The 21,020-nt window shown below is 64.6% G+C and carries 21 protein-coding genes; 20 read left to right on the plus strand and 1 reads right to left on the minus strand.

Features of this window, described 5'->3' with window-relative positions; translation table 11 throughout:
• The first annotated feature begins 1 nt into the window (after position 1).
• From ACVCNR_RS11980 to ACVCNR_RS12030, 11 genes are all read left to right on the plus strand, one after another.
• Positions 2 to 601 (plus strand): SRPBCC family protein, encoded by a 600-nt coding sequence (locus ACVCNR_RS11980; protein WP_447074965.1) that lies wholly within the window; start codon positions 2 to 4, stop codon positions 599 to 601.
• Positions 602 to 654: 53 nt separating this feature from the next.
• Entirely contained in the window at positions 655 to 1,761 is a 1,107-nt protein-coding gene (locus ACVCNR_RS11985) for an ABC transporter substrate-binding protein (RefSeq protein WP_447074967.1), read from the plus strand.
• A 108-nt stretch (positions 1,762 to 1,869) separates the two neighbouring features.
• The gene (locus ACVCNR_RS11990) at positions 1,870 to 2,685 is read left to right on the plus strand and encodes an ABC transporter permease (protein WP_354199721.1); all 816 of its coding nucleotides are present in this window, start codon (positions 1,870 to 1,872) and stop codon (positions 2,683 to 2,685) included.
• A 34-nt stretch (positions 2,686 to 2,719) separates the two neighbouring features.
• Complete coding sequence (locus ACVCNR_RS11995; RefSeq protein ID WP_447074969.1) at positions 2,720 to 3,445, plus strand: cysteine hydrolase family protein; 726 nt, start codon at positions 2,720 to 2,722, stop codon at positions 3,443 to 3,445.
• Complete coding sequence (locus ACVCNR_RS12000; RefSeq protein WP_447074970.1) at positions 3,442 to 4,275, plus strand: ABC transporter ATP-binding protein; 834 nt, start codon at positions 3,442 to 3,444, stop codon at positions 4,273 to 4,275. Before ACVCNR_RS11995 ends, ACVCNR_RS12000 begins: the two co-directional genes overlap by 4 nt.
• Positions 4,276 to 4,331: 56 nt before the next feature.
• Positions 4,332 to 4,994 (plus strand): GntR family transcriptional regulator, encoded by a 663-nt coding sequence (locus ACVCNR_RS12005; protein ID WP_354199724.1) that lies wholly within the window; start codon positions 4,332 to 4,334, stop codon positions 4,992 to 4,994.
• A 23-nt stretch (positions 4,995 to 5,017) separates the two neighbouring features.
• Positions 5,018 to 6,544, plus strand: a complete 1,527-nt coding sequence (locus ACVCNR_RS12010) for an amidohydrolase family protein (RefSeq protein ID WP_447074972.1) — start codon at positions 5,018 to 5,020, stop codon at positions 6,542 to 6,544.
• A gap of 10 nt (positions 6,545 to 6,554) precedes the next feature.
• Positions 6,555 to 7,442, plus strand: a complete 888-nt coding sequence (locus tag ACVCNR_RS12015) for a polysaccharide deacetylase family protein (RefSeq protein ID WP_447074973.1) — start codon at positions 6,555 to 6,557, stop codon at positions 7,440 to 7,442.
• A 5-nt stretch (positions 7,443 to 7,447) separates the two neighbouring features.
• Positions 7,448 to 8,728, plus strand: coding sequence for a hydantoinase/carbamoylase family amidase (locus ACVCNR_RS12020; RefSeq protein WP_447074974.1), 1,281 nt, complete (start codon positions 7,448 to 7,450; stop codon positions 8,726 to 8,728).
• A 6-nt stretch (positions 8,729 to 8,734) separates the two neighbouring features.
• Entirely contained in the window at positions 8,735 to 9,877 is a 1,143-nt protein-coding gene (locus tag ACVCNR_RS12025; RefSeq protein WP_447074976.1) for a DSD1 family PLP-dependent enzyme, read from the plus strand.
• A gap of 24 nt (positions 9,878 to 9,901) precedes the next feature.
• Positions 9,902 to 10,696, plus strand: a complete 795-nt coding sequence (locus ACVCNR_RS12030) for an alpha/beta fold hydrolase (RefSeq protein ID WP_354199729.1) — start codon at positions 9,902 to 9,904, stop codon at positions 10,694 to 10,696.
• Positions 10,697 to 10,818: 122 nt separating this feature from the next.
• On the opposite strand, the gene ACVCNR_RS12035 is transcribed toward ACVCNR_RS12030, so the two are convergent.
• Entirely contained in the window at positions 10,819 to 11,130 is a 312-nt protein-coding gene (locus tag ACVCNR_RS12035) for a hypothetical protein (RefSeq protein WP_354199730.1), read from the minus strand.
• Between the two features lie 123 nt (positions 11,131 to 11,253).
• Between ACVCNR_RS12035 and ACVCNR_RS12040 the strand changes: the two genes are divergently transcribed.
• The 9 genes from ACVCNR_RS12040 (at position 11,254) to ACVCNR_RS12080 (ending at position 20,816) form a co-directional block, all read left to right on the plus strand.
• Entirely contained in the window at positions 11,254 to 12,414 is a 1,161-nt protein-coding gene (locus tag ACVCNR_RS12040) for a mandelate racemase/muconate lactonizing enzyme family protein (RefSeq protein WP_354199731.1), read from the plus strand.
• Positions 12,415 to 12,464: 50 nt separating this feature from the next.
• Positions 12,465 to 13,637, plus strand: coding sequence for a M24 family metallopeptidase (locus ACVCNR_RS12045; protein WP_354199732.1), 1,173 nt, complete (start codon positions 12,465 to 12,467; stop codon positions 13,635 to 13,637).
• A gap of 125 nt (positions 13,638 to 13,762) precedes the next feature.
• A complete protein-coding gene (locus ACVCNR_RS12050) occupies positions 13,763 to 15,202 on the plus strand; it encodes an amidohydrolase family protein (RefSeq protein ID WP_447074978.1) in 1,440 nt (479 codons plus the stop codon).
• Positions 15,203 to 15,637: 435 nt separating this feature from the next.
• Complete coding sequence (locus ACVCNR_RS12055; RefSeq protein ID WP_447074980.1) at positions 15,638 to 16,726, plus strand: NAD/NADP octopine/nopaline dehydrogenase family protein; 1,089 nt, start codon at positions 15,638 to 15,640, stop codon at positions 16,724 to 16,726.
• A complete protein-coding gene (locus ACVCNR_RS12060; RefSeq protein ID WP_447074982.1) occupies positions 16,723 to 17,613 on the plus strand; it encodes a dipicolinate synthase subunit DpsA in 891 nt (296 codons plus the stop codon). The genes ACVCNR_RS12055 and ACVCNR_RS12060 overlap by 4 nt, the downstream gene beginning before the upstream one ends.
• On the plus strand, positions 17,610 to 18,956 hold the full coding sequence (locus tag ACVCNR_RS12065; RefSeq protein WP_354199736.1) for a dihydroorotase: 1,347 nt from the start codon (positions 17,610 to 17,612) through the stop codon (positions 18,954 to 18,956). Before ACVCNR_RS12060 ends, ACVCNR_RS12065 begins: the two co-directional genes overlap by 4 nt.
• Positions 18,953 to 19,630, plus strand: a complete 678-nt coding sequence (locus tag ACVCNR_RS12070; protein WP_354199737.1) for a resolvase — start codon at positions 18,953 to 18,955, stop codon at positions 19,628 to 19,630. Before ACVCNR_RS12065 ends, ACVCNR_RS12070 begins: the two co-directional genes overlap by 4 nt.
• The gene (thmT, locus tag ACVCNR_RS12075) at positions 19,630 to 19,827 is read left to right on the plus strand and encodes a 2-hydroxymuconate tautomerase (protein WP_354199738.1); all 198 of its coding nucleotides are present in this window, start codon (positions 19,630 to 19,632) and stop codon (positions 19,825 to 19,827) included. Before ACVCNR_RS12070 ends, thmT begins: the two co-directional genes overlap by 1 nt.
• Entirely contained in the window at positions 19,827 to 20,816 is a 990-nt protein-coding gene (locus ACVCNR_RS12080) for an isochorismatase family protein (RefSeq protein WP_354199739.1), read from the plus strand. Before thmT ends, ACVCNR_RS12080 begins: the two co-directional genes overlap by 1 nt.
• The last annotated feature ends 204 nt before the right edge of the window (positions 20,817 to 21,020 follow it).

The following is a 21,020-nucleotide window of genomic DNA, read 5'->3' on the forward strand; positions in this document are numbered from 1 at the left end:
CATGGAAATCCGTCAGAAATTCACAGTCGAGCAGGATATCGCGACGGTCTGGACCGCCTTGAGCGACATCCGCCTTGTCGCGTCCTGCGTGCCCGGCGCCGAGATCGTCTCGGTTTCGGACGACCAGAGCGAGATCGAGGGCCTGATGCGCACGCGGATCGGCCCGATCAGCGCCGCTTTTGGCGGCCGTGGCAAGGTCGTACGTGACGAAGCCGGCTACAAGGGCTCGGTCGAGGGGGCCGGCGCAGACAAGAACAGCGGCTCGCGCGTGCAGATCAAGCTCGACTATGAGCTTGAACCGACCGACGGCGGCAAGTCCACCACCACCTCGATCGTCGCGGGCGTGGTGCTTTCGGGCCCGCTGGCGCAATTCGGCAAGGGGGCGCTGATCAACGAGATCGCCGCCCAGATAACCCAGCAGTTCACCGCCAATCTGCGTCAGCGTTTCGCGGCCGTCGCCGCGGCAAAGACACAGGATCCGCAGGCCCCCGTGGCCGCAATGCCGCCGCCGGCCAGCGCCGGGGAATTGCGCCCGCTTCAGATCCTGCTGGCGGTGCTGAAGGCCCGTTTCCTGCGTCTGTTCGGGAGCACAGCCGCATAGGAGAAGTCAAACCGCACATCACAGAGTGATGCATTCCAAAGGGAGGAAAAGGAATGTCGGAGACTCGCAATATCACACGTCGATCAGCCTTGAAGTTCGGGGTCGCCGCGGCTGCCTCGCTGCCGTTCAGCTCGTCGCTCGTCGGCCGGGCCACCGCACAGGAGCAGGTCAAGTTCACGCTGCCCTGGATCCCCAACGGGTCGAGCTACTGGCCTATGATCGGCAAGGAGATCGGCGTATTCGCCAAGCACAACATCGACATGAGCGTGGCGCGCGGCTTCGGTTCCGTGGCGGCTGCGCAGGCCGTGGCCAGCGGCCAGTTCGATTTCGGCATGGTCTTTGCCGGCGGCAATTTCCTGGCCGCCGCCCGCCAGCTTCCGATCGTGGTGATCGCGACCGTCTATTACGACCCCATCATGGGCATCGCCTTGCGCGCGGATTCGCCGATCAAGACGCCCAAGGACCTGGAGGGGAAGAAGCTCGGCACCGTGCCGACCTCGGCGGAATCGCCCTTCTGGCCGGCTTTTGCCAAGAACGCCGGCATCGACATGAGCAAGGTGTCGCTGGTGCAGGTCGACAGCAAGGTCATCGAGCGGGCGCTGATCGACAAGCAGGTGGACGCCACCACCGCCGTCGGCACCAGTTCGATCCCGCTGATCGCTGCGATGGGCGAACGGCCCCGCTTCCTGCCGTGGAGCCGCTACGGGGTGGAACTCTATGCCGGCCAGATCGTCACGCGGCCCGAAATCGTCGAGAAGAACCCGGAGCTGTGCCAGAAGGTCGTCGACAGTGTGCTGGGGTGTTACGCCCATACCTTGCGCGAGCCGCAATCCTCGCTCGAGCTGTTCGCCAAGGTCATGCCCGAAGTGGGCCTGACCAGGGGCGGCATGGAAAGCGCGCGCATCGCCCAGGGCCTGACGCAGCTTGCCACGCAGCGGCCGGAGGCGATCGAGAACAGCCTCGGCTGGTCGGACCTCGACAAGATACCGGGCATGATCGACCTGATCATGGAGTTCGGCGCCCCCAAGGATGCGGTGCGTCCCGATCCGGCAACCCTGGTGACCAACCGCTTTGTCGGGAATGTGAAGCTGACGCCCGAAGAGTGGGCGAAAGTGAAGGAGAACACGTCCGAGTTTGCCGCCTATCTTGGCGAATCCTGAGCCGGCGCGGCGTAAGGCGCCGCCCCGGCGACAGGGATGACAGCCTCGCCAGGGCGGCACGTGCCGCACCTCTATTCTGAGCATGGAACCCAAGCGCGGGAAACTGCTATGTCAACCACTCACAATCCCCTGATACAGCCGGGCACCGCCGTGCCTCTCGGCTGGAAGCTCGACCCGGTGATGCGGGCGATCCTCCTGCCGACGCTGACGGCCCTTCTCCTCATTGCCTTCTGGGAAGCCACGGTCCGTATCCTCGCCATTCCGGCGGTCCTGCTGCCGGCCCCGTCGGCAATCGCGGACAAGCTCGTCGAGCTGTTCTTCCCGCTCATCCTGCAGCACGCCATTCCGACAGTTACGGAGAGCCTGGTGGCTTTCCTTATCTCCTCGCTGCTCGGCGTTCTTCTGGCGGGCCTGCTCAGCGCATCCACAGTGGTGCGCGAGGCGCTCTATCCCAATGTCGTCTTCTTCCAGCTCATTCCCAAGATTGCGCTGGCCCCGCTGTTCATCGTGTGGCTGGGCATCGGCTCGGAATCGCGGGTCGCGTTCTCGATTTTCATCAGCTTCTTTCCGGTCGTGGTGGCCACGCTCGCCGGTCTCGACAATGTCGACCGCGATCTGCTGCGTCTGTGCAAGGCGCTGAGGGCGAGCGAGTGGCAGGTGTTCCGCGACGTGCGGGTGCCTTTCGCCATTCCCTACATGTTCAGCGGCATGAAGATCGCCACCACTTTCTCCATCATCGGCATCATCGTGGGCGAGTTCGTCACCTCGCAGGCGGGCCTGGGATACCTCATCCTGTTCGCATCGGCGCAGGCCGAGACCGAGCTGATCTTCGCGGCGATCGTGGTGCTGTGCGCCTTCGGCCTGGTCTTCTACGGGCTCGTGGCGATGGCCGAGGCCTATCTGCGCAAGAAGCTCGGCTCGTAAGGCCAATCGACATGTCTTCAAGGAAAACAGAAAAATGACCGTTTCCCTCGCCCGCAAGAATCCCGGCCGGACAACAGCCATCCCGGCCAGGCCCGAGCCGATCGAGATCGACCCGGCCGAAACCGCCCTGATCGTCATCGACATGCAAAACGCCTATCTTTCCAAGGGCGGCTATCTCGATCTGGTCGGCTTCGACGTGTCGGAATCGCCGCGCGTCATCGAGGCCGTGCGCAGGACGGTGGCCAGCGCGCGCGCGGCGGGTCTCACCATCATCTACATGCAGAACGGCTTCGACGACGACAAGAAGGAGGCCGGCCCGGAAAGCGCGCCGGTCTACCACAAATCGAACCCGCTGAAGTATATGCGCGCGAACCCGGGCCACAAGCTCATCACCAGGGGCACCTGGGACTACGCCTTCGTTGAGGAACTGGCCCCGCAGTCCGAGGATATCGTGATCCACAAGTCGCGCTACAGCTCCTTTGCCGGCACCAACCTGGAAAACGTGCTGCGCGGGCGCGGCATCTCGCGCCTGCTGGTGACGGGCGTGAACACCAATGTGTGCGTCGAATCGACCATCCGCGACGCCTATCACCGGGAATTCTTCGCCATCATGGTCGCCGACGCCACCCTTCAGGCCGGCGATCGTTCGATCTTCGATGCCACCGTTTTCAACGTCGAGCGTTTCCTTGGATGGGTCGCCTCGACTGCCGATGTCTGCGCGGCGCTCGATGCCGCATCGACCGGAAAGGGCCAGCCATGACCATGCAAGCCACGCAAGCCATCCCCATAGCCAAGGTCGAGGGTATGCAGATCGACGCAGCCCATCCCTACATCTACGTCTCGAACGTCCGCAAGATCTATCACACGGCGTCCGGGGACATCGAGGCGGTGAGCAAGGTCGATTTCGACATCACCTCCGGCGACTTCGTCTCCATCCTCGGCCCGAGCGGCTGCGGCAAGAGCACGCTGATGATGATGATGGGCGGGCTGGAGTCCATCAGTTCGGGCAGCATCGTGATCGGCGGAGAACCGGTTGTCGCCCCGCGCGCCGATCTGGGTTATGTTTTCCAGGATGCAACGCTCCTGCCCTGGAACAATGTGTTGGACAACGTGCTCTTTCCTATCCGGCTGCGGGACGGGTCCACGACCAAATACCGGGAGCGTGCCCGCGAACTGCTCGAACTGGTCGGGTTGTGGGAGTTCCGCAACAAGCGCCCGAGCGAGCTTTCGGGCGGCATGCGCCAGCGCGTCGCGATCTGCCGGGGGCTGATCAACGATCCGGCCCTGCTGCTGATGGACGAGCCTTTCAGCGCCCTCGACGCCATCTCGCGCGACGATATGAATGTCGCCCTGGCGGACATCTGGGACAGGTTCCACAAGACGGCGATTTTCATCACCCACAGCATCCGCGAAGCGGTATTCCTCTCGGATCGCATTCTGGTGATGAGCCGCCGGCCGTCCACCGTGTGCTACGATGTGCGGGTGGATTTCCCGCGTCCGCGTAATATGAAAATACAGGAGACCGTGGAATTCAATGAACTCTGCGGCGTGCTTCGAAAGAAAATTGAAGAAGGATACAAGAATTCATGATTGTCCCTCTTACAAATCCGGACGGAGAGCTTGACCATATAGCTGTTGATTGGTCGATGCGCCGGCCGCCATCCACCGTCGATGCTATCGTGGAGCTGTTGCAGGATGCCATCGTGCGCGGCGACCTTCCGCAAGGGATGCCGCTGCGGCAGGAACGCATCGCCCAGAAATTCGGCATCAGCAAGATTCCTCTGCGCGAGGCGCTGGCCAAGCTCGATGCTGGCGGATTTGTCACCACGCATCCCCGCCGCGGCGTCTTCGTATCCGAGATGAGCGCCGAGAAGATCGAGGAGATCTTCCAGTTGCGGCTGTCCATCGAGCCGGACCTGCTGCGCTATGCGGTGCCGCGCATGACGGCCGCCGACATGGCCGCGGTGGAGGCCATCATCGAGAAATTCGAGGCCGCCGACACCGGTGACCTCGGCGACATCAACTGGGAACTGCATCGCGCGCTCTACCGTGCATCGGGCCGCGAACTGTCGCTCCAGATCCTCGGAAACCTCTATCTGCATGTCGATCGTTATGTTCGCCTGCATATGGGGATGATCGACCGGCAGAAGGACTCGAACAACGATCACCGTGAGCTTCTGGCCGCGTGCCGCCGGCGCGATGCCGAGCAGGCCGTCCAGATCCTGCATGCTCACATCGACAATATCCGTCTGGCGATCCGCCGCTTCGTCGCATCCGACGGCGAGGGATCGAACGGCCAGCCCGAATAGGCCCAACTCAGTTAGGCAACGACATGAGCAGCAGTCCCATCATCCTTGAAGCCGACTATGTGCTGCCCGGGCCGGAGGCCGCCAGCCTGCGCCGCGACACCGCCGTGGCGGTCGTCGACGGACGCATTGCGGGGCTCGGGCCGGGCAGCGAGATGCGGCGGAACTGGCCTGCTGCAAAGGTGATCGAATTGCCGGGTTGTCTGCTGATGCCGGGCCTGGTCAACGCACATCAGCACGGCAGGGGACTGAGCCAGATCCAGCTCGGCTATCCCGACGATTTCCTTGAGCCGTGGATTGCCGGGCGCCGCGCGCGGGGCCTGCTTGACGGGCATGCCGTCACCCGTCTGGCTGCGGCGCGCATGGTCGCCAACGGCGTCACCACCACCATCCACGCGAACTACACTTACGGCACCGGCAATTACGAGCAGGAAGTACGCGACCAGCTTCGCGCCTATGAGGCCGTGGGGCTGCGCGCCACGATGTGCATCGGTGCCATGGACAGGGGCGTCACGGTCTATCCGCCGCATGAAGCGTGCTTCATGGCCGGCCTGCCCGACGATCTGCGCGAATGGATATCCCGGCCGGCGGCACCCGCCTATGCCGGTGACGGCGCGACGACGATCGCGCTGATGCGGCGCCTGGGGGCGGAATTCGCCGGCCATCCCCTGATCCGCCTGTGCTATGGCCCGGCCGGCCCGCAGTGGGTTTCCGACGAATTGTGGCGGGTGCTGGCCCGTGATGCGCGCGACAACGATCTCGGCATGCATCTGCACGCGCTGGAGTCGCCGGCGCAGAAACATGCCGCCGCCGGGCTGTTCCCGGAGGGGGTTTTTGCCCATCTGGAGAAACTGGGAGCCATGACCCCCCGCACGGTCGTTGCCCATGGCGTGTGGGTGGACGACGCGGAGATGGAGGTGCTGGCCCGCACCGGTGCCACCGTCGTGCGCAATCCCGGCTGCAATATCCGCATGCGCAACGGCATCGCGCCGCTGGCACGGTATTTGCAGCGGGGCGTGAGAGTGGCCGTCGGCACCGACAATTGCTCCATGGCCGACGACGAGGACCTGCTGGCGGAACTGCGGCTGGCCGGCAATCTGGCGCGCGAGCCCGATTGGAACGGTCCGCCGCCGCCGGCTGTCGACGACCTGTTGGCGATGGCAACCGTCAACGGCGCCATTGCCGCGCAATTCGGCGGCGAGATCGGCAGGCTGGAAGTCGGCATGCGGGCCGACATGGCCGCCTTTTCGCTGCGACGCACCTGCCGTCCCTATCTCGATCCCGATATGCCGCTGGTCGACGCCTTCCTGGCGCGGGGGCAGGGCGTCGACGCCCGCCTGACCATGGTCGAGGGGCGTGTTCTCTACCGCGACGGCCGCCATGCCGATGCGGCCATCGAGGACCTGGAGGCACAGGCCGCCGCCGCTGCCGCTTCGGCACGCCTTCCCGCCGATCCCGCCAACCGCGATCGGACCAGGCGCTATCGCGGCCATATCTGCGAGCATTACCGGACGCTGACCGCCGAACCGGTCGATCCCGCCATCACAGCCTAGGGAGCCAAGCATGTTGCACGCGTCGAACCCCCGCGCACCCTTCACCTTGTCCAGCATGCAGCCCAGGCTCACGCCGCCCGACGGCAAGCCCTTCATCATCCATGTCGTGGTCAATATCGAATACTGGCCCTATGACCAGTTGACGCCGCGCACCATCGTCATCCCGCCGCATGGCCGTTCCCACGTGCCCGACCTGCCGAATTTCTGCTGGTCGGAATATGGCAATCGCTGCGGCATGCCGCGCCTGCTCGAACTGTTCGGCGACCGCCGGCTGCCGGTCAGCGCCAGCATCAATGCCAGCGTCATCGACGTCTATCTGGAACTGGCGCGGCAGGTGCTCGACGCCGGCTGGGAATTCGTCGGTCACGGCATGCATCAGCGTGCCCTCAGCGCCGAGACCAATGAGGGCGATCTGATCCGCGCCGCCCTCGACCGGCTCGAAGCGTTCACCGGCAAGCGCCCGCGCGGCTGGATGAGCCCCGGCTGGTCGGAAACCTTCGAGACGCTCGACCATCTGAGCGACAACGGCATCGAATATGTCTGCCAATGGGTGATCGACGACATTCCGACGCGGCTCGTCACCAGGAACGGGCCGGTGGTGTCGCTGCCCTACGGGCTCGATCTCAACGACAGCGTCGTCTACGCGATCGAGAAGCAGTCGTCCTCCGAGATGCGGCTGCGCATGTTGGAGACGATCCGCACCTTCGCGCGCGAGATCGACCGGCACGAGCAGCCGCGCGTGCTGACCATTCCCCTGCATCCGCACCTGTCGGGCGTGGCCCACCGCATCAATTTCCTGGCCGAGATCATCGATACGCTGGCGGCGCGCAGCGATACCGTCTTCATGAACGGCAGCCAGCTTCTGGACTGGTATCTCTCGGCGTCCGTGCGGGAATAGCGGTCATGATGCCTGGCGAAAGCTCGATCGAGGCAGCTCTGGCGCTTGCCCGGCAATTGTTCGACACCATCGGAACGCGCACCTTCGACGGTGTCGGCTTCACGCGCGCCGCCTATGGCGAGGGTGAGCAGACGGCGCACGATCTCGTCGCTGCCGCGGCTCGCGACCTCGACCTGGACATCGCGGTGGATGCGGCCCTCAATCTGTCGATGACGCTGCGGGGCGACGATCCCGATTTGCCGCCCCTGGTCATCGGGTCGCATCTCGATGCCGTTCCGCAAGGCGGCAATTTCGACGGACTGGCGGGCGTGCTTGCCGGCCTTGCCTGTCTGGCGGCATACCGGGCTGCCGGCGTCCGTCCCCCGCGCGACATCGTGCTGATTGCCATCCGGGCCGAGGAAAGCGCCTGGTTCGGAGCCCAGCACATCGGCAGCCGCGCCATGCTCGGCACGCTCGATCCGCGCATTCTCGACGAGGCGCGGCGCAGCGATAGCGGCCTCAGCCTGGCCGAACACATGCGGCAGGCCGGCGCCGATGTCGGTCGCTTGCGCAACGGCGCCGCGCTCGTCGACCCGGCCCGCCTGCGCGGTTATCTCGAACTGCATATCGAACAGGGACCGTTGCTGGTCAGCCGGGCGTTGCCGCTCGGCATCGTCACCGGCATTCGCGGCAACCTTCGCTGCCGCAAGGCGACATGCGTGGGTGAATACGCGCATTCCGGCACCGCGCCGCGCGCCCTGCGCCGCGATGCCGTGTTCGCGGTTTCCGAACTGGTCGGCCGCATCGATGAGTTGTGGCGGGTGATCGAGGACGAGGAAGGCGGTGACCTGGTGACTACCTTCGGCCGCTTCTCGACCGACCCGAACGCCCATGCCGTGACCACCGTGCCGGGCGAGGTGGTGTTCTCGTTCGATGCCCGCAGCCACGCGCAAGCTGTGCTGCGGCGCGTCGAAGCCGCGCTGCGGCAGGCCATGGATGAAATTGCCTCTCGTCGTGGCGTCACCTTCACCTGCGACAGCTTCACCGGCGATGCGCCCGCCGCCATGAACCCGGATTTCCAGGGCCTGCTATCGCAGGGCTGCGAACGCCTGTCGATCCCGGCCATGCCGATCGCCAGCGGGGCCGGGCATGATGCCGGTGATTTCGCCGCCGCGGGCGTGCCCTCGGCCATGATCTTCGTGCGCAACGACAAGGGCAGCCACAATCCGCAGGAAGCGATGGAGTTCGACGATTTCGCGCTCGGCGTCCGCCTCATGGTGTGGTTCGTGGCCAATCTGAAAGGCTGAAAGAGCATGACGACACGACTTCCCCCTCTCGGCTATCGGATGGGCGGCCAGGGTTCGCGCTACGAGCTGAACACGCCCGCGCTGGTGCTGGACCTCAATGCGCTGGAGCGCAACATCCACCGCATGGCCGAAGCGATGCGCGGCTTCGGGCGCAGGCTGCGGCCGCACGCCAAGTCACACAAATGCGTGCGCATCGCCAGGGCCCAGATCGAAGCCGGCGCCGTCGGCATCTGCTGTGCGACGCTCGACGAAGCCGAGGTCATGGCGGCAAACGGGATTTCCGGCATCCTTGTCACCTCGCCGGTGACCACGGCGATGAAGGTTTCCCGGTTCATCGAGCTTGTCGGCGGCGCCCCCGATACCATGATCGTGGTGGACAATGCCGACAATGCCGGTGCCCTGGCGGCCGCCGCGGAACGGGCCGGCGTCACCGCTTCCGTGCTGGTCGACGTCGAACTGGGTTTCGGCCGCACCGGAGTGCTGAGCGTCGACGCGGCCGAGGCTCTGGCCCGCGCCATTGCCGCTTGCCCGTCGCTGCGCTTTGCCGGCGTGCAGGCCTATGGCGGGCACCTCCAGCACTCGGCGGACCATGGCGCGCGCCTCGATCTGTGTCGTCGTGCTCATGGGTTCATCCGCGACATCGTCGCGCGGCTGACTTCAATCGGCATGCCGCCTGAAATTATCACCGGAGGCGGCACCGGCACCCACGCCATCGACGGCATCGAGGGGCCGTTCACGGAAATCCAGGCCGGGTCCTACGTCTTCATGGATGCCGAATATCAGGACATCACCTATGAAGATGGAAGCGACTGGCCGTTCGAGAACGCGCTGTTCGTGCAGACGGCCGTCACCAGCATCAATGTGGCCGGCACCGTCACCACCGATGCCGGAACCAAATCCTTCGCGCTGAACGGGCCCAAGCCGCGCATCGCCACGCCCGGCCTTTCGGGTGCCGCCTATGAATATAGCGGCGACGAACATGGCAGGGTGCGGCTCGGGGCGGGCATGGTGCAGCCAAAGCTGGGCGACCGCCTCGAATGCGTGATTCCGCACTGTGACCCGACGGTCGTTCTCTACGACGCATTCCATTGCGTGCGGCAGGACGCGCTGGCCGAAATCTGGCCGGTGGACGCGCGCGGCCGCCGTTGAGCACATTATCGGAGGAGCAGGGGCATGGCTTTCCTGGAGCGGCCGGACGGGCAAATCCACTATGAAGTCAGCGGTGAAGGGCCGCCGCTGGCGCTGGCGTCGGGCCTTGGAGGTGCCGGCAGCTACTGGAACAACATCGTGCCGGCGCTGTCCCGCCATTTCACGGTCGTTCAGCATGACCACATCGGGACCGGCAAGTCATCATCGCGCCGGCAGCGGCACAGCGTCGAGGCCCTGGCGGCGGATATCGATGCGCTGATGAACCATCTCGGCCATGGGCGCTATCGCTACATCGGCCACTCGACCGGCGCGGCGGCCGGACAGGTGCTTGCCGCCGAGCGCCCGCAGGCCCTCGAAGGCCTGGTGTTGTTTGCCGGCTGGGCCGGGCCGGACAACCACTTCCGGCAATGTTTCGCCACCCGCAAGACCTTGCTCGAACGCGCGGGCGTGGAGGCCTACAATGCCGCCACGCCGTTGTTCCTCTACCCGCCGCGCTGGATCAGCGAGAATGCCGATGCTCTGTCGGCCATGATCGGCTCGTCCAATGCCGCTGCCGGCGATCCGACGATCATTGCGCAGCGCATCGACATGATCGTGGCGTTCGACCGGCGGGCCTCGGCCGCGCGGATAAGCGCGCCCACGCTGGTCATCTGCGCCAAGGACGATTTCCTGACCCCGCCGCATCTGTCGAAGGAACTGGCGCAGCTCATTCCCGATGCGCGACTGGCCTTGCTGGACTACGGCGCCCATTCCTGCTCGCAGGTGGCGCCCGACGATTTTCTGGGGCATGTCCTGCCTTTCTTGCTGCAAGGCAGATGAGTTGCCGGACCTGATGATGGTTCGCGTGATCCGGTCCATCAGGGGAAGAGGTCGGGAACCCGGCGACGCCGAATGCTTTGGGCGTCGCCTGTACGCTTTGCCGGCGCCGTATGCACGTTCCATCATGTCGCGGCGGGCTTGTCGTCCTCGGCGCTGAGGTGCCGTTCAAATCGCGAGAGCAATGTGTGCATCGCGTTGCGGGCGGCCGCGAATTCCGGTGAGGAAGCCCGCGCCTCCATGTCCGCCTCATAGGCCTGCATCGACGCGAATGTGCACTCCCAGCGCACGTCGGGCCCGTCACCAGTCAGCTTCACCAATATCCGGCCCGGCGGCAGGCCAAGTGCCAGCCTGATCGACGTCGCGCGGCGGCGCTGTTCCAGCACCGCCGCGGCCTTGCCCTCACTGGCGAAATAGTTCGTCGTTTCGACAATCACGTCCCGTCTCCCTGCTGCGGCGCCTGTGCTTGACATTTAAAATTATGATCATAAAGTGTGATCACAATAGATGATCGCATCATAGAGTCACGTTTTGCCGGCGGCAAGGAGAAGGTGGGGACAGTGCCTGTAATCAAGTCCATCGAAACGCTGATCGTTCAGTTGCCCACGCGCCGTGAGCACAAATGGGCGGGGCTGACCGAAGTCATCGGCCGTTATGTCATGGTCAAGATGACCGACAGCGACGGCCGCGTCGGCTGGGGCGAGGCGCCGGCGCTCAAGGACTGGGGCGGCGAGTTCGGCCGCTATTTTGGCGAATCCGCGCTCATCACCCGCGCCGTCATCGATACCTATCTCGCGCCGGCAGTGGTCGGTGTCGAACTCGGCAACTTCGCCGAGCTGCATGCGCGCATGGACGCCATCATCAAGGGCTATCCCTATTCGAAGGCGGCGGTGGAATTCGCTGCCTACGATCTTGCTGGTCGTTGGCTCGGCGTGCCCGTCCACACGTTGCTCGGCGGCAAGGCGCGCGAGCGCGTGCCGGTCACCCATTCGATCGGCCTGATTTCGGTCGAGGAGGCACGGGGGGAGGTTGCGAAGCTCGTCCAGGAAGGGGTGAAGACCATCAAGGTCAAGATCGGCGTCGATCCGCAGCGCGACGTCACCATGGTCGATGCGGTGCGCGAGGTGGCCGGCGATGCCGTCGAGATCTGCGTCGACGCGAATGAGGGTTACAAGACGCCGGGCGAGGCGGTCCAGACCGTTCGCCGGATGGAAAAGAACCGGTTGAAATATGTCGAGCAGCCGGTGATGGGCATCGAGCGCATCGCCGAGGTCGGCCGCCGCATCGATGCGCCGGTGATGGCGGACGAGTCCGCCTGGAATGCGCATGACTCGATCCAGATCATCCGCAACGGCGGCATCCAGATCGTCTCGATCTACACCACCAAGGCCGGCGGGCTCTACAAGGCGATGGAGGTCGGGGCCGTCTGCCGGGCGGCCGGCATCATCTGCAACGTCAACGGCTCCATCGAAACCGGTATCGGCAATCTCGCCAATGTGCAGCTCGCGGCCGCTTCGCCGGCCGTGACGCTGTCCTGCGTCATCCCGGTGTCGACGCCGGCCGAAGCACAGCACGGCCAGGTCGGCGGCATCTACTACAAGGACGATCTTCTGGTCGAGCCGATGCAGTTTGTCGACGGGGCGATCGTCGTGCCCGCCGGACCGGGCATGGGCATCGATGTCGACCTTGCCAAGGTCGAGAAATACCGGGTGCGGGACTGACCGCCGGCAAGAAAATCCCGGCAAGAAAATCAACGAGGAGAGGAACAATCATGCGGGCAGAAATCGTCGCGAAGCAGGTCAAGGCAATGGCGCAGCATGGGCTCGACGCCATCATCTGCTCGTCGCCGGAGAACTTCGCCTACACGGCCGGCTTCGTGGTGCCGTCGCAGCCCCTGATCCGCCACCGTCACGCCATGACCATCGTCACGGCGGACGGCCGTACCGCGATCTTCGGCGTGGACATGGAGGCATCGACGATCAGGCGCCGCCTGCCCGACGTACCCTCCCGCATCTGGGCCGAGTTCTCCGACGATCCCATGCTGGTCCTGGCCGACCAGCTTTCCGGGCTCGGCCTCGCCAAGGCGCGCATCGGCCTCGAAATGGACTACCTGCCGGCCGGCGACCTCGCCCGCCTCATCGCTGCGATGCCGGGCGCCCGTTTCGAGCACGCCGAGCCGATCCTCGCCCGCCTGCGCCAGATCAAGACGGTGGAGGAGATCGCGCTTCTGAGGAAGCTTTCGCGCATTGCCGACCAGGCGATCACCGACACTTTGGCGGTTGTCGATGCCGGCGATTCCGAGATGGACATCGCCGGGCACCTGACCCGCAATGTCTATTCGCTGGGCGCCGAGCACTTCAAGCTGCTGATCGTCGCCACCGGCGAGCGCAGCATGCTGCCCAATGTCGGTCCGTCCGACCGCAAGCTGAAGAAGGGCGATGTCTGCCGCGTCGAGATCTTTTCCGTCATCAACGGCTATCAGGCCGGTGTGTGCCGGACGGCGGTCGTCGGCGAGGCACCGCCCATGGCCGAGAAGATCTGGGCCCATCTGGTCGAGTGCAAATACGAGATCATGGAGAAGGTGAAGCCGGGCGCGAGCTGCCGCGAGATCTATGACGCCTTCATCGCCAAGCTGGCCAGGCTCGATCTGCCGCCGATCTCCTTCGTCGGCCATGGCATCGGTCTGCATCTGCACGAGGACCCCTATCTCGGCCTGACGCCGGTGCTGGGCAAGCCCGGCAGCGATGCGCCGCTGGAGGAGAACATGGTGCTCGGCTTCGAGCCACTCTGCTACGATACCGGCCATGGATTCGGCATGCAGAACAAGGACATGCTGCTGGTGACCTCGAACGGCTCGGAGCTGTTGTCCGACTATGCCGACACCGACAGGTTGATCGTCTGCGGCACAGCCAAGCGGGGCGACAAGGTGAAGGCCGTCGCCTGAACGGCACGGCTTACGCAAAGCGCCGGGATGCCTTGTGATCCCGGCGCCTGACAGGGCATCGCCCACCGCCACGGACCGGTGAAGCGATCAGGAGGGTCCGTGGCCAGAGCATTGGGTGGAGTTGCATGCGCACGCTGATCGAGAATTTGAACTTTGCCTTCACTGTCGACAAGGACGACACGGTGCTGCGCAATGCCAGTGTGGTGGTGGAAGACGATCGCATTGCCGATATCGGGCCGGCGCGGGAAGTGAGCGACCGGCACAAGGGCAAGAGCTTCGACAAGGTGATCGACGGCACGATGCTCGGCATGTGTCCGGGCTTCGTCGACAGCCATGTGCATCTTTCCGAGACTTTGTCGCGTGCGGTCTTTCCTGACAATCTGACGACCCGGGCCTGGGTGTTCCACTGGGCGAAGCCCTTCTACGCGCACATCACCGAGGAAGACGAATATTGGGGCGCGCTGCTCGGCATTACCGAGATGCTTCGCTGCGGCACCACATGCTTTCTGGACATGGGTTCGCAATACGACCCGGGCATCGTCATCCGTGCCATGGAGAAGACCGGCATCCGCGGGGTTACCGGACGCCACGCCGCCGACAACCCGCCGGCGGAATTGCCGCGCGGCTGGACGCAGGAGATGGCCGAGCATCACTTCTTTCCCGATGCCGAGACGGCACTGAAGGTGCTGGAGGACTGCGTCCTGCGCTACAACAATTCGCTGGATGGCCGGGCGCGTTGCTGGGTCAACATCGAGGGCAAGGAGCCGTGCAGCCTGGAACTGCATGTGGGCGCGGTGGCCCTGGCCGAGAAGCTCGGTGTCGGCACCACCTATCACCTTGCGACCTCGATCGAGGAGGCCAAGGTTTGCGAAAGCAAATATGGCTGCTGGCCGGTGACCCGTGTCGACAGGGCGGGCGGCATCCGCAAGAATCTGGTCATCGCCCACGGTGCGGCGGTGTCGGATGAAGAGGTCCGGCTTCTGGCCGAGCGCGGCGCCAGCGTGGCCTTCTGCCCCTGCTCGTCCTTCAAGCTCGGCAAGGGCGCGACGGCCATCGGCAAATATCCGGAAATGGTGAAGGCCGGCGTCAAGGTCGGCCTGGGCACCGACGGCGTTTCGGCCGCCGGCAACATGAACCTGATGCGGCAGATGCTCATGGTGGCGGGCATGTTCAAGGATGCGCGCCTCAAGCCCGACGTGTTCACCGCCCGGCAGGCTCTGCGCGCCGCAACGATCGACGGCGCGCGCGCGCTGATGTGGGACGACGAGATCGGTTCGCTGGAAATCGGCAAGAAGGCCGACTTCATTCTCTTCGATCTGGATCATGTCGAATGGACGCCGTTCTACGATCCGCTGCAGGCACTGGTGTTCTCGGCCTCCACCGCTTCGGTCACCCAGACCTGGGTCAACGGCAGGGCACTCTACGCGGATGGCAAGATACAGGGCGTGGACGAAGTGGAAATCCGCCGCAAGGCGCGTGAACTGGCCGCCGCGGCCGTCGTTCGTGCCGGCCTGCATGAAGAGGACGTGGAGACGACCACAACGCTCTACGATGAAGGCAATTGATGGCCGGCGCGGTTTGACCCTTTCCTGTCGGAGCCGCATCCGGAAAGCATGACGGGAGATCGGCGGGGTCGCGATGGCCTTTGCCCGGTCTGCCATGCCATGTTCCGTCTTCCGTCCCCGGCGATTGCGCAGGCGCGAAATCCTCTCGATGGGAAATTTTCCATCGGTGCAGGTCTGGGGCGCAGCCTCTTGAACCGTGCCTGGGGAGGGGTGAGCGCCATGCTTTCCCGGACCTAGAAACTGCGGGTTTCATGCGGCCGATGGGATGGCAAAGTGCCGATTCTTCCGCTTGACAATTCCATTTGTGATCATAAAGTGTGATCAAACTGATTGATGCTAGCCAATTGGCGCAGAGGGTCCGGGGAGGAGAGCCCGGGTCTTTCGCATGAGGTCGTGCGGTGCATGCTGCCGCATTCACGGCAGTCGGAGGAGCGAATGAAAGTTGCGGTATTGGGCGCGGGAGCAGGCGGGGCGGCATCGGTTGCCGAGCTGGTTCAGGCCGGTCATGACGTGCATTTCTGGGCGAGGTCGGCTGAAACGCTCGCGCCGCACGTCGAGCTCGGTGGCGTGGCTTACGACGGCAAGCTCGGCGAAGGGGTGGCCCGGCCGTCCCTGATCACGACCGACCTCAAGGCGGCGATCGATGGCGTGGACGTTGGCGTCGTGGTGCTGCCGACCTTCTCGCATGGAGCGATTGCCCGGGCCCTGGCGGATGCGGGCTGGCCGTCCGATCGGCTGGTCATCCTCAATCCGGGGCACACCGGCGGCGCGCTTGAATTCGCGGAAGCTTTCACAAAAGCCGGTGATGTGGCTCCACCGGTGGTCGAGTTCTCGACCCTTTCCTATGTAGCGCGCAAATACCGTCCCAATGGCGTTACCGTCAGCGGTCGCGCCAGGGAGCTCAAGGCGGCGGCGCTGGGCGGCGGAAAGGAGGCGCTGGACATCGCGGCGGCGCTCTATCCCGGCGTAAAGCCGGTTGCCGACGTGATCGCCTCCGATCTCTCCAACGTGAACATGATCCTTCATCCTCCCGGAGCAGTGTTGTCGGCTGCATGGGTCGAGGCGACGGGAGGGGATTTCACCTTCTATGTCGATGCCATGACGCCGGGCGTCGCCCGCGTCATGAGGCAGCTTGACGATGAACGCCGGGCTGTGGCGAGCGCCTTCGGCCACGCCCTTCCGAATCTGGTGGAGGAAATGAAGCTGCTCGGCACGGTCGAGGCCGATGTCACCGACACCGACGATTTCCGCGCCGCCATTGCCGGCGGCGAGGCCAACAGGAAGATCAGTGGCCCGGTTTCTCTGGAGGACCGCTACTACAAGGAGGATTTCGGGCACGGGCTCCTGCCGTTCCTCGAATTCGCCGCCATTGCGGGCATCGATACGCCGGTTGCGCGTTCGCTCTACGGTCTGGCGCAGATCGCCGTCGGCACCGACTACCGTAAGGGTGGCCGCACCGCCGAGGCGATGGGCATTGCAGGCATGTCCAGGGATCAGCTTCTCGACAAGGTGAGGGCGTCATGAGCTGGCAGGATACGGTCATCGCAGTCGTCGCGGGAGATGCCCGCGAACAGGAGATTGCACGCTGCGCCGTCCGTGCCGGCGCCGCCGTTCGGGCCTATGGCTTTCCCTGGCCCGAACAGGGCATTGAAGGCGTCTATCATGCCAAGGATGCCGCCGACGCATTGAAGGGTGCCGATATCGCTTTGTTCCCTATCCCCGGGATCACAGCGGAAGGCGCATTGTTCGCGCCCACCTGTCCGCACAAGATCATTCCCGCGCGGGAGATGCTGGAGGGGATGAACAGGCCCGCCCACATCATTCTCGGCTGGGCGGATGCCAACCTGAAGGCGCATTGCGAGGCGCTGGGCATCACGCTGCATGAATATGAATGGGATGTCGACCTGATGCTGCTGCGCGGGCCGGCGATCGTCGAAGGGGTGCTCAAGGTCATCATCGAGAACACCCAGATCACCATCCACAAGTCGAACGTGATGCTGGTCGGCCAGGGCACAATCGGGTCGTTGCTGACCAACACGCTGGTTTCGCTGGGCGCCCATGTCCACGTCGCGGCGCGCAACCCCGTGCAGCGGGCGGCTGCCTATGCCGCAGGGGCGGACTCCCTGACGCTGGAGCAGTTGCCGGACTATCTGCCGCGCATGGATATCGTCATCGGCAGCGTGCCCAAGCGGCTGCTGGAGCGGGAACAGCTTGCGCTCCTGCCCGCCCATGCGCTGCTGGTCGACGTCGCGGCGCCCCCCGGCACCATCGACCGCGATGCGGCCGACGAGCTTGGGCTGAAGACGGTGTGGGCACGCGGCATGGGAGCCCGCGCCCCGATCACCGTCGGCCGCAGCCAGTGGACCGGAATCAGCAGGCGTATCGAAGACATATTGGAGCAGAAGCAATGAAGGCGGATCTGGTCATCAAGAACGCGCGCGTGGTTCGCCACGACGGCGAGTTCCACGGCGGCGTGGCGGTCAAGGACGGCAGGGTCGTGCTGACCGGCGCCGACGAGGTGTTGCCGGACGCTACCCGCGTCATCGACGCCGAGGGCCGGGTGCTGATGCCGGGCCTGATCGATCCGCATTGCCATCTGGGCGTTAAATTCCCCTATCCCGAGGACATGCGCACCGAAACCGCGGCCGCCGCGTCGGGCGGCGTCACCACCGCCCTGCTCTACATCCGCAACCTCAAGGAATCCTACCTGCCCTTCTACGAGGAGCGGAAGGCGCTCGGCGAGGAGAATGCGGTCATCGATTTCGGGTTCCACTTCGGCATCCAGCGCGAGGAGCATATCGCCGAGATTCCCGAGATCATCGCCAGGACCGGGGTGAAGTCGTTCAAATGCTATTTCGGCTATGAGCCGGACAATCCCATCGGCATCGTGCCTGCGACCGATGGCTGGGTCTATGCCGCCATGCGCATCCTGTCGAAGGTTCCCGGTGGTGTCATCAACGTGCATTGCGAGAACACCCAGATCGCCTCGTGGATCAAGAAGGAGATCGCCGCGACCGGCCGTCAGGACCTCGGCGCCTATACGGAATCGCGGCCGGCCTTCTGCGAGGTCGAGACCATCCGGCGCATGATCTTCCTCGCCGAGAAAACCGGCTGTTCGCTGCATCTCGTGCATACGTCGGTGGGAATGGGGCCGGTGCTGGCGGCGGAGGCGCAGGCGCGGGGCGTGCATGTCACCGTCGAAACCTGTCCGCATTATCTGACCCGCACCTGCTACGACGAGGATCTGGACATGCGCGCCAAGATCTCGCCGCCGTTGCGCGACCGCAACGAGCTGGAGGGCCTGTGGGAAGGCATGCTGAATGGCTCGGTCTACAGCCTGGGCACCGACCATGTGCCCTTCCTGCCCAAGAAGCTCGAAGACCTATGGACGGAATTCCCCGGCGTCGTCAGTTTCCCGTGGGAGCTATCGCTGATGCTGCATTTCGGCGTCCATCAGCGCGGCCTGCCTTTGTCGCGGCTGGTCGAGCTGAATTCGTTCAATCCGGCGCGCCGCTTTGGCCTGTGGCCGCGCAAGGGGCATATCGATGTCGGCTTCGACGCCGACCTCGTCCTCGTCGATCTCGACGAGGAGCGGACCGTGGAGCACACCGGCAAGGGCACCTGCATCTATGAAGGCTGGAAGCTGAAGGGCTGGCCGGTGATGACGGTGGCGCGTGGCGAGGTGGTCTATGAGAACGGCGAGGTGGCCGAACGTCACTATGGACGCGGCCGCTGCGTGACGGTGCCTGCATGATCTCGGCGCCCGACAGCCTCGACCTAGCAGGCAGGATGCCGCTGCTGCCCGCGCGCCGTTCGGTGCGCGAGGCCGTGGAGGAGATCGCTGCCGGCAGGGCCGGTATCCGTCAGGAACGGCTGTCGGGAATTCACAATCCGTGGGGACATTGCATCGGCATCACCGACCCCTGGGTGTTTCTGGACCTGTGCGAAAGCGAGCCCGTCCTCGAGGCGGCACGCGGGCTTCTGGGCCTGGACATCATCCTGTGGGACAGCGAACTGTTTCTGGAGGCCGCCCGCTATGCCGCCTTTCTACGGCAGGGCAGGGAGGGGCGCTATTGGCCGGTAATGCCGCTTGCCGGGGCCATCGTGCTGGTCGACCCCGCTCGTATGGCGGTAACGGCGGGGCGGCTCGAGGCGATCGGCCCCGCGACGCTGGACGGCTTCGATCCGCAGGAGCCCCTCTACGTGATCAGGCTGATGCCGGCGACCAGCCGTTTCGAGCGGGACCCCGCCTATCCGGCCAACCGGGCCTGCATGGAAGAACAGGTTCTGGTCAACTATTCCAACCGGCCGCTGTGGCTGCTCTCGGGCAGCGACCGGGCCGGCAATGATCTGGTGAGCGGCTTCGCGCCGGCCGTGCCCGTGTGGGCGTCCGGCCGGCAGGCCGCCGAAAGTGAGGAGAAACGATAATGCCGTTCGTCGTCGTAGAGATGTGGGAGGGACGCACTGTCGAGCAGAAGCGAAACCTCGTCAGGGCGATCACCAAGGCGATGGTTGAGGAAGCGGCCTGCAAGCCCGATCATCTGCATGTCGTGATCCATGAGACGCCCAAGGACAGTTGGGGCCGTGGTGGCGTGCTGGGCATCGACATGGTGGAGCACAAGTGATGAGCTTGGACGTTCTCGATTACCGCAAGTCCGCGCTGCTGGTCATCGACCTGCAAAACGCCTTCATCCACGAGAAGGGCACGCTCGGCATTTCAGGCGTCGACACCAAGCGTCTTTCCTCGATCGTGCCGCCGCTGGCCAGGCTGATCAGGCGCTGCCAGGAGGTGGGCATTCCCGTCATCTGGACGATGCAGGAACATTTCGCCATCGACCACAACCGTGCCAAGAAGAAGCTGCTTGGCCACACCGCCCGCCGCAAGCAGGTTTCGGCCCTTGCCGGGAGCTGGGACGAGCAGATCATCGACGAGTTGAAGCCGCTCGCCGATTTCGACCCGGCTTTCGTCATCCGCAAGCACCGCTTCGGTGCGTTCTACGAGACGCGGCTGGAAATGATGCTGAAGATGCTCGGCACCCAGCACCTGTTCGTCACCGGCGCGACCACCAATGCCTGTGTCGAGACCTCGATCCGCGAGGCCTATTTGCGGGACCTCGACGTCATCGCCGTCGACGATTGCGTTTCGGGCGTCAATGCCGACTGGGAGGCGACCGCCAAGCAAGTCTGGAAGCAGTATTTCTGCGAGATCGCGCAATCCTCCGAGGTGCTCGACTGGATCGGCGAGCAGGTGAAGCCGCGGGTGACCAATTACGGCCACCAGCTCATCATGGTGGAGGACATCGAAAAGTCGGTGGACTTCTACACCAACCTGCTCGGCTTTACGATCCGTCCTGCCAAGCCGCTGGCCGATGGCCGCCCGTTCACGGCCTTCCATCAGGGCATCGCCCTGATCCATGGCAAGGCGGCCGATCATCGCCAGCTCGACCATATCGCTTTCGAGGTCAACGATGTCCGCGCCATGGACGCCAGGCTCAAGAAGGCCGGGGTGCGCTACTACAACGAGTTGCATGACGGGCCTTACGGGCTGACGATCTACATCGCCGATCCTGACGGCACCAAGGTCGAGCTCTATGAGGTCGGCGCCAAGGCCTGAGCCGGGCGCCGGCCCTCCCGGATCAGCTGGTGGCCGCCGGGTTCGGCGGCCACCAGCCAGCGCGTCGATGGTGGCGTCCCGGGCACGAAGAAACCGACGGTTGTTGCGAACATCCCGTCCTCCTGTACAGTAATGCCAGCAAGGAAGAAGCCGGAACCGGAAGATCCGATGGCGTTTGTTCCTGTCACTTTAGCGGCCACTCAC

Source organism: Aquamicrobium terrae, assembly GCF_052978165.1.

Excerpts from the sequence above, each read along its gene's own strand:
- ACVCNR_RS11995 (WP_447074969.1), top strand. The coding sequence starts at position 2,720 with ATGACCGTTTCCCTCGCCCGCAAGAATCCCGGCCGGACAACAGCCATC.
- ACVCNR_RS12070 (WP_354199737.1), top strand. The coding sequence starts at position 18,953 with ATGATCTCGGCGCCCGACAGCCTCGACCTAGCAGGCAGGATGCCGCTG.
- ACVCNR_RS11990 (WP_354199721.1), top strand. The coding sequence starts at position 1,870 with ATGTCAACCACTCACAATCCCCTGATACAGCCGGGCACCGCCGTGCCT.
- thmT (WP_354199738.1), top strand. The coding sequence starts at position 19,630 with ATGCCGTTCGTCGTCGTAGAGATGTGGGAGGGACGCACTGTCGAGCAG.
- ACVCNR_RS12065 (WP_354199736.1), top strand. The coding sequence starts at position 17,610 with ATGAAGGCGGATCTGGTCATCAAGAACGCGCGCGTGGTTCGCCACGAC.
- ACVCNR_RS11980 (WP_447074965.1), top strand. The coding sequence starts at position 2 with ATGGAAATCCGTCAGAAATTCACAGTCGAGCAGGATATCGCGACGGTC.
- ACVCNR_RS12025 (WP_447074976.1), top strand. The coding sequence starts at position 8,735 with ATGACGACACGACTTCCCCCTCTCGGCTATCGGATGGGCGGCCAGGGT.
- ACVCNR_RS12020 (WP_447074974.1), top strand. The coding sequence starts at position 7,448 with ATGATGCCTGGCGAAAGCTCGATCGAGGCAGCTCTGGCGCTTGCCCGG.
- ACVCNR_RS11985 (WP_447074967.1), top strand. The coding sequence starts at position 655 with ATGTCGGAGACTCGCAATATCACACGTCGATCAGCCTTGAAGTTCGGG.
- ACVCNR_RS12045 (WP_354199732.1), top strand. The coding sequence starts at position 12,465 with ATGCGGGCAGAAATCGTCGCGAAGCAGGTCAAGGCAATGGCGCAGCAT.
- ACVCNR_RS12055 (WP_447074980.1), top strand. The coding sequence starts at position 15,638 with ATGAAAGTTGCGGTATTGGGCGCGGGAGCAGGCGGGGCGGCATCGGTT.
- ACVCNR_RS12080 (WP_354199739.1), top strand. The coding sequence starts at position 19,827 with ATGAGCTTGGACGTTCTCGATTACCGCAAGTCCGCGCTGCTGGTCATC.
- ACVCNR_RS12010 (WP_447074972.1), top strand. The coding sequence starts at position 5,018 with ATGAGCAGCAGTCCCATCATCCTTGAAGCCGACTATGTGCTGCCCGGG.
- ACVCNR_RS12015 (WP_447074973.1), top strand. The coding sequence starts at position 6,555 with ATGTTGCACGCGTCGAACCCCCGCGCACCCTTCACCTTGTCCAGCATG.
- ACVCNR_RS12005 (WP_354199724.1), top strand. The coding sequence starts at position 4,332 with ATGCGCCGGCCGCCATCCACCGTCGATGCTATCGTGGAGCTGTTGCAG.
- ACVCNR_RS12000 (WP_447074970.1), top strand. The coding sequence starts at position 3,442 with ATGACCATGCAAGCCACGCAAGCCATCCCCATAGCCAAGGTCGAGGGT.
- ACVCNR_RS12030 (WP_354199729.1), top strand. The coding sequence starts at position 9,902 with ATGGCTTTCCTGGAGCGGCCGGACGGGCAAATCCACTATGAAGTCAGC.
- ACVCNR_RS12050 (WP_447074978.1), top strand. The coding sequence starts at position 13,763 with ATGCGCACGCTGATCGAGAATTTGAACTTTGCCTTCACTGTCGACAAG.
- ACVCNR_RS12060 (WP_447074982.1), top strand. The coding sequence starts at position 16,723 with ATGAGCTGGCAGGATACGGTCATCGCAGTCGTCGCGGGAGATGCCCGC.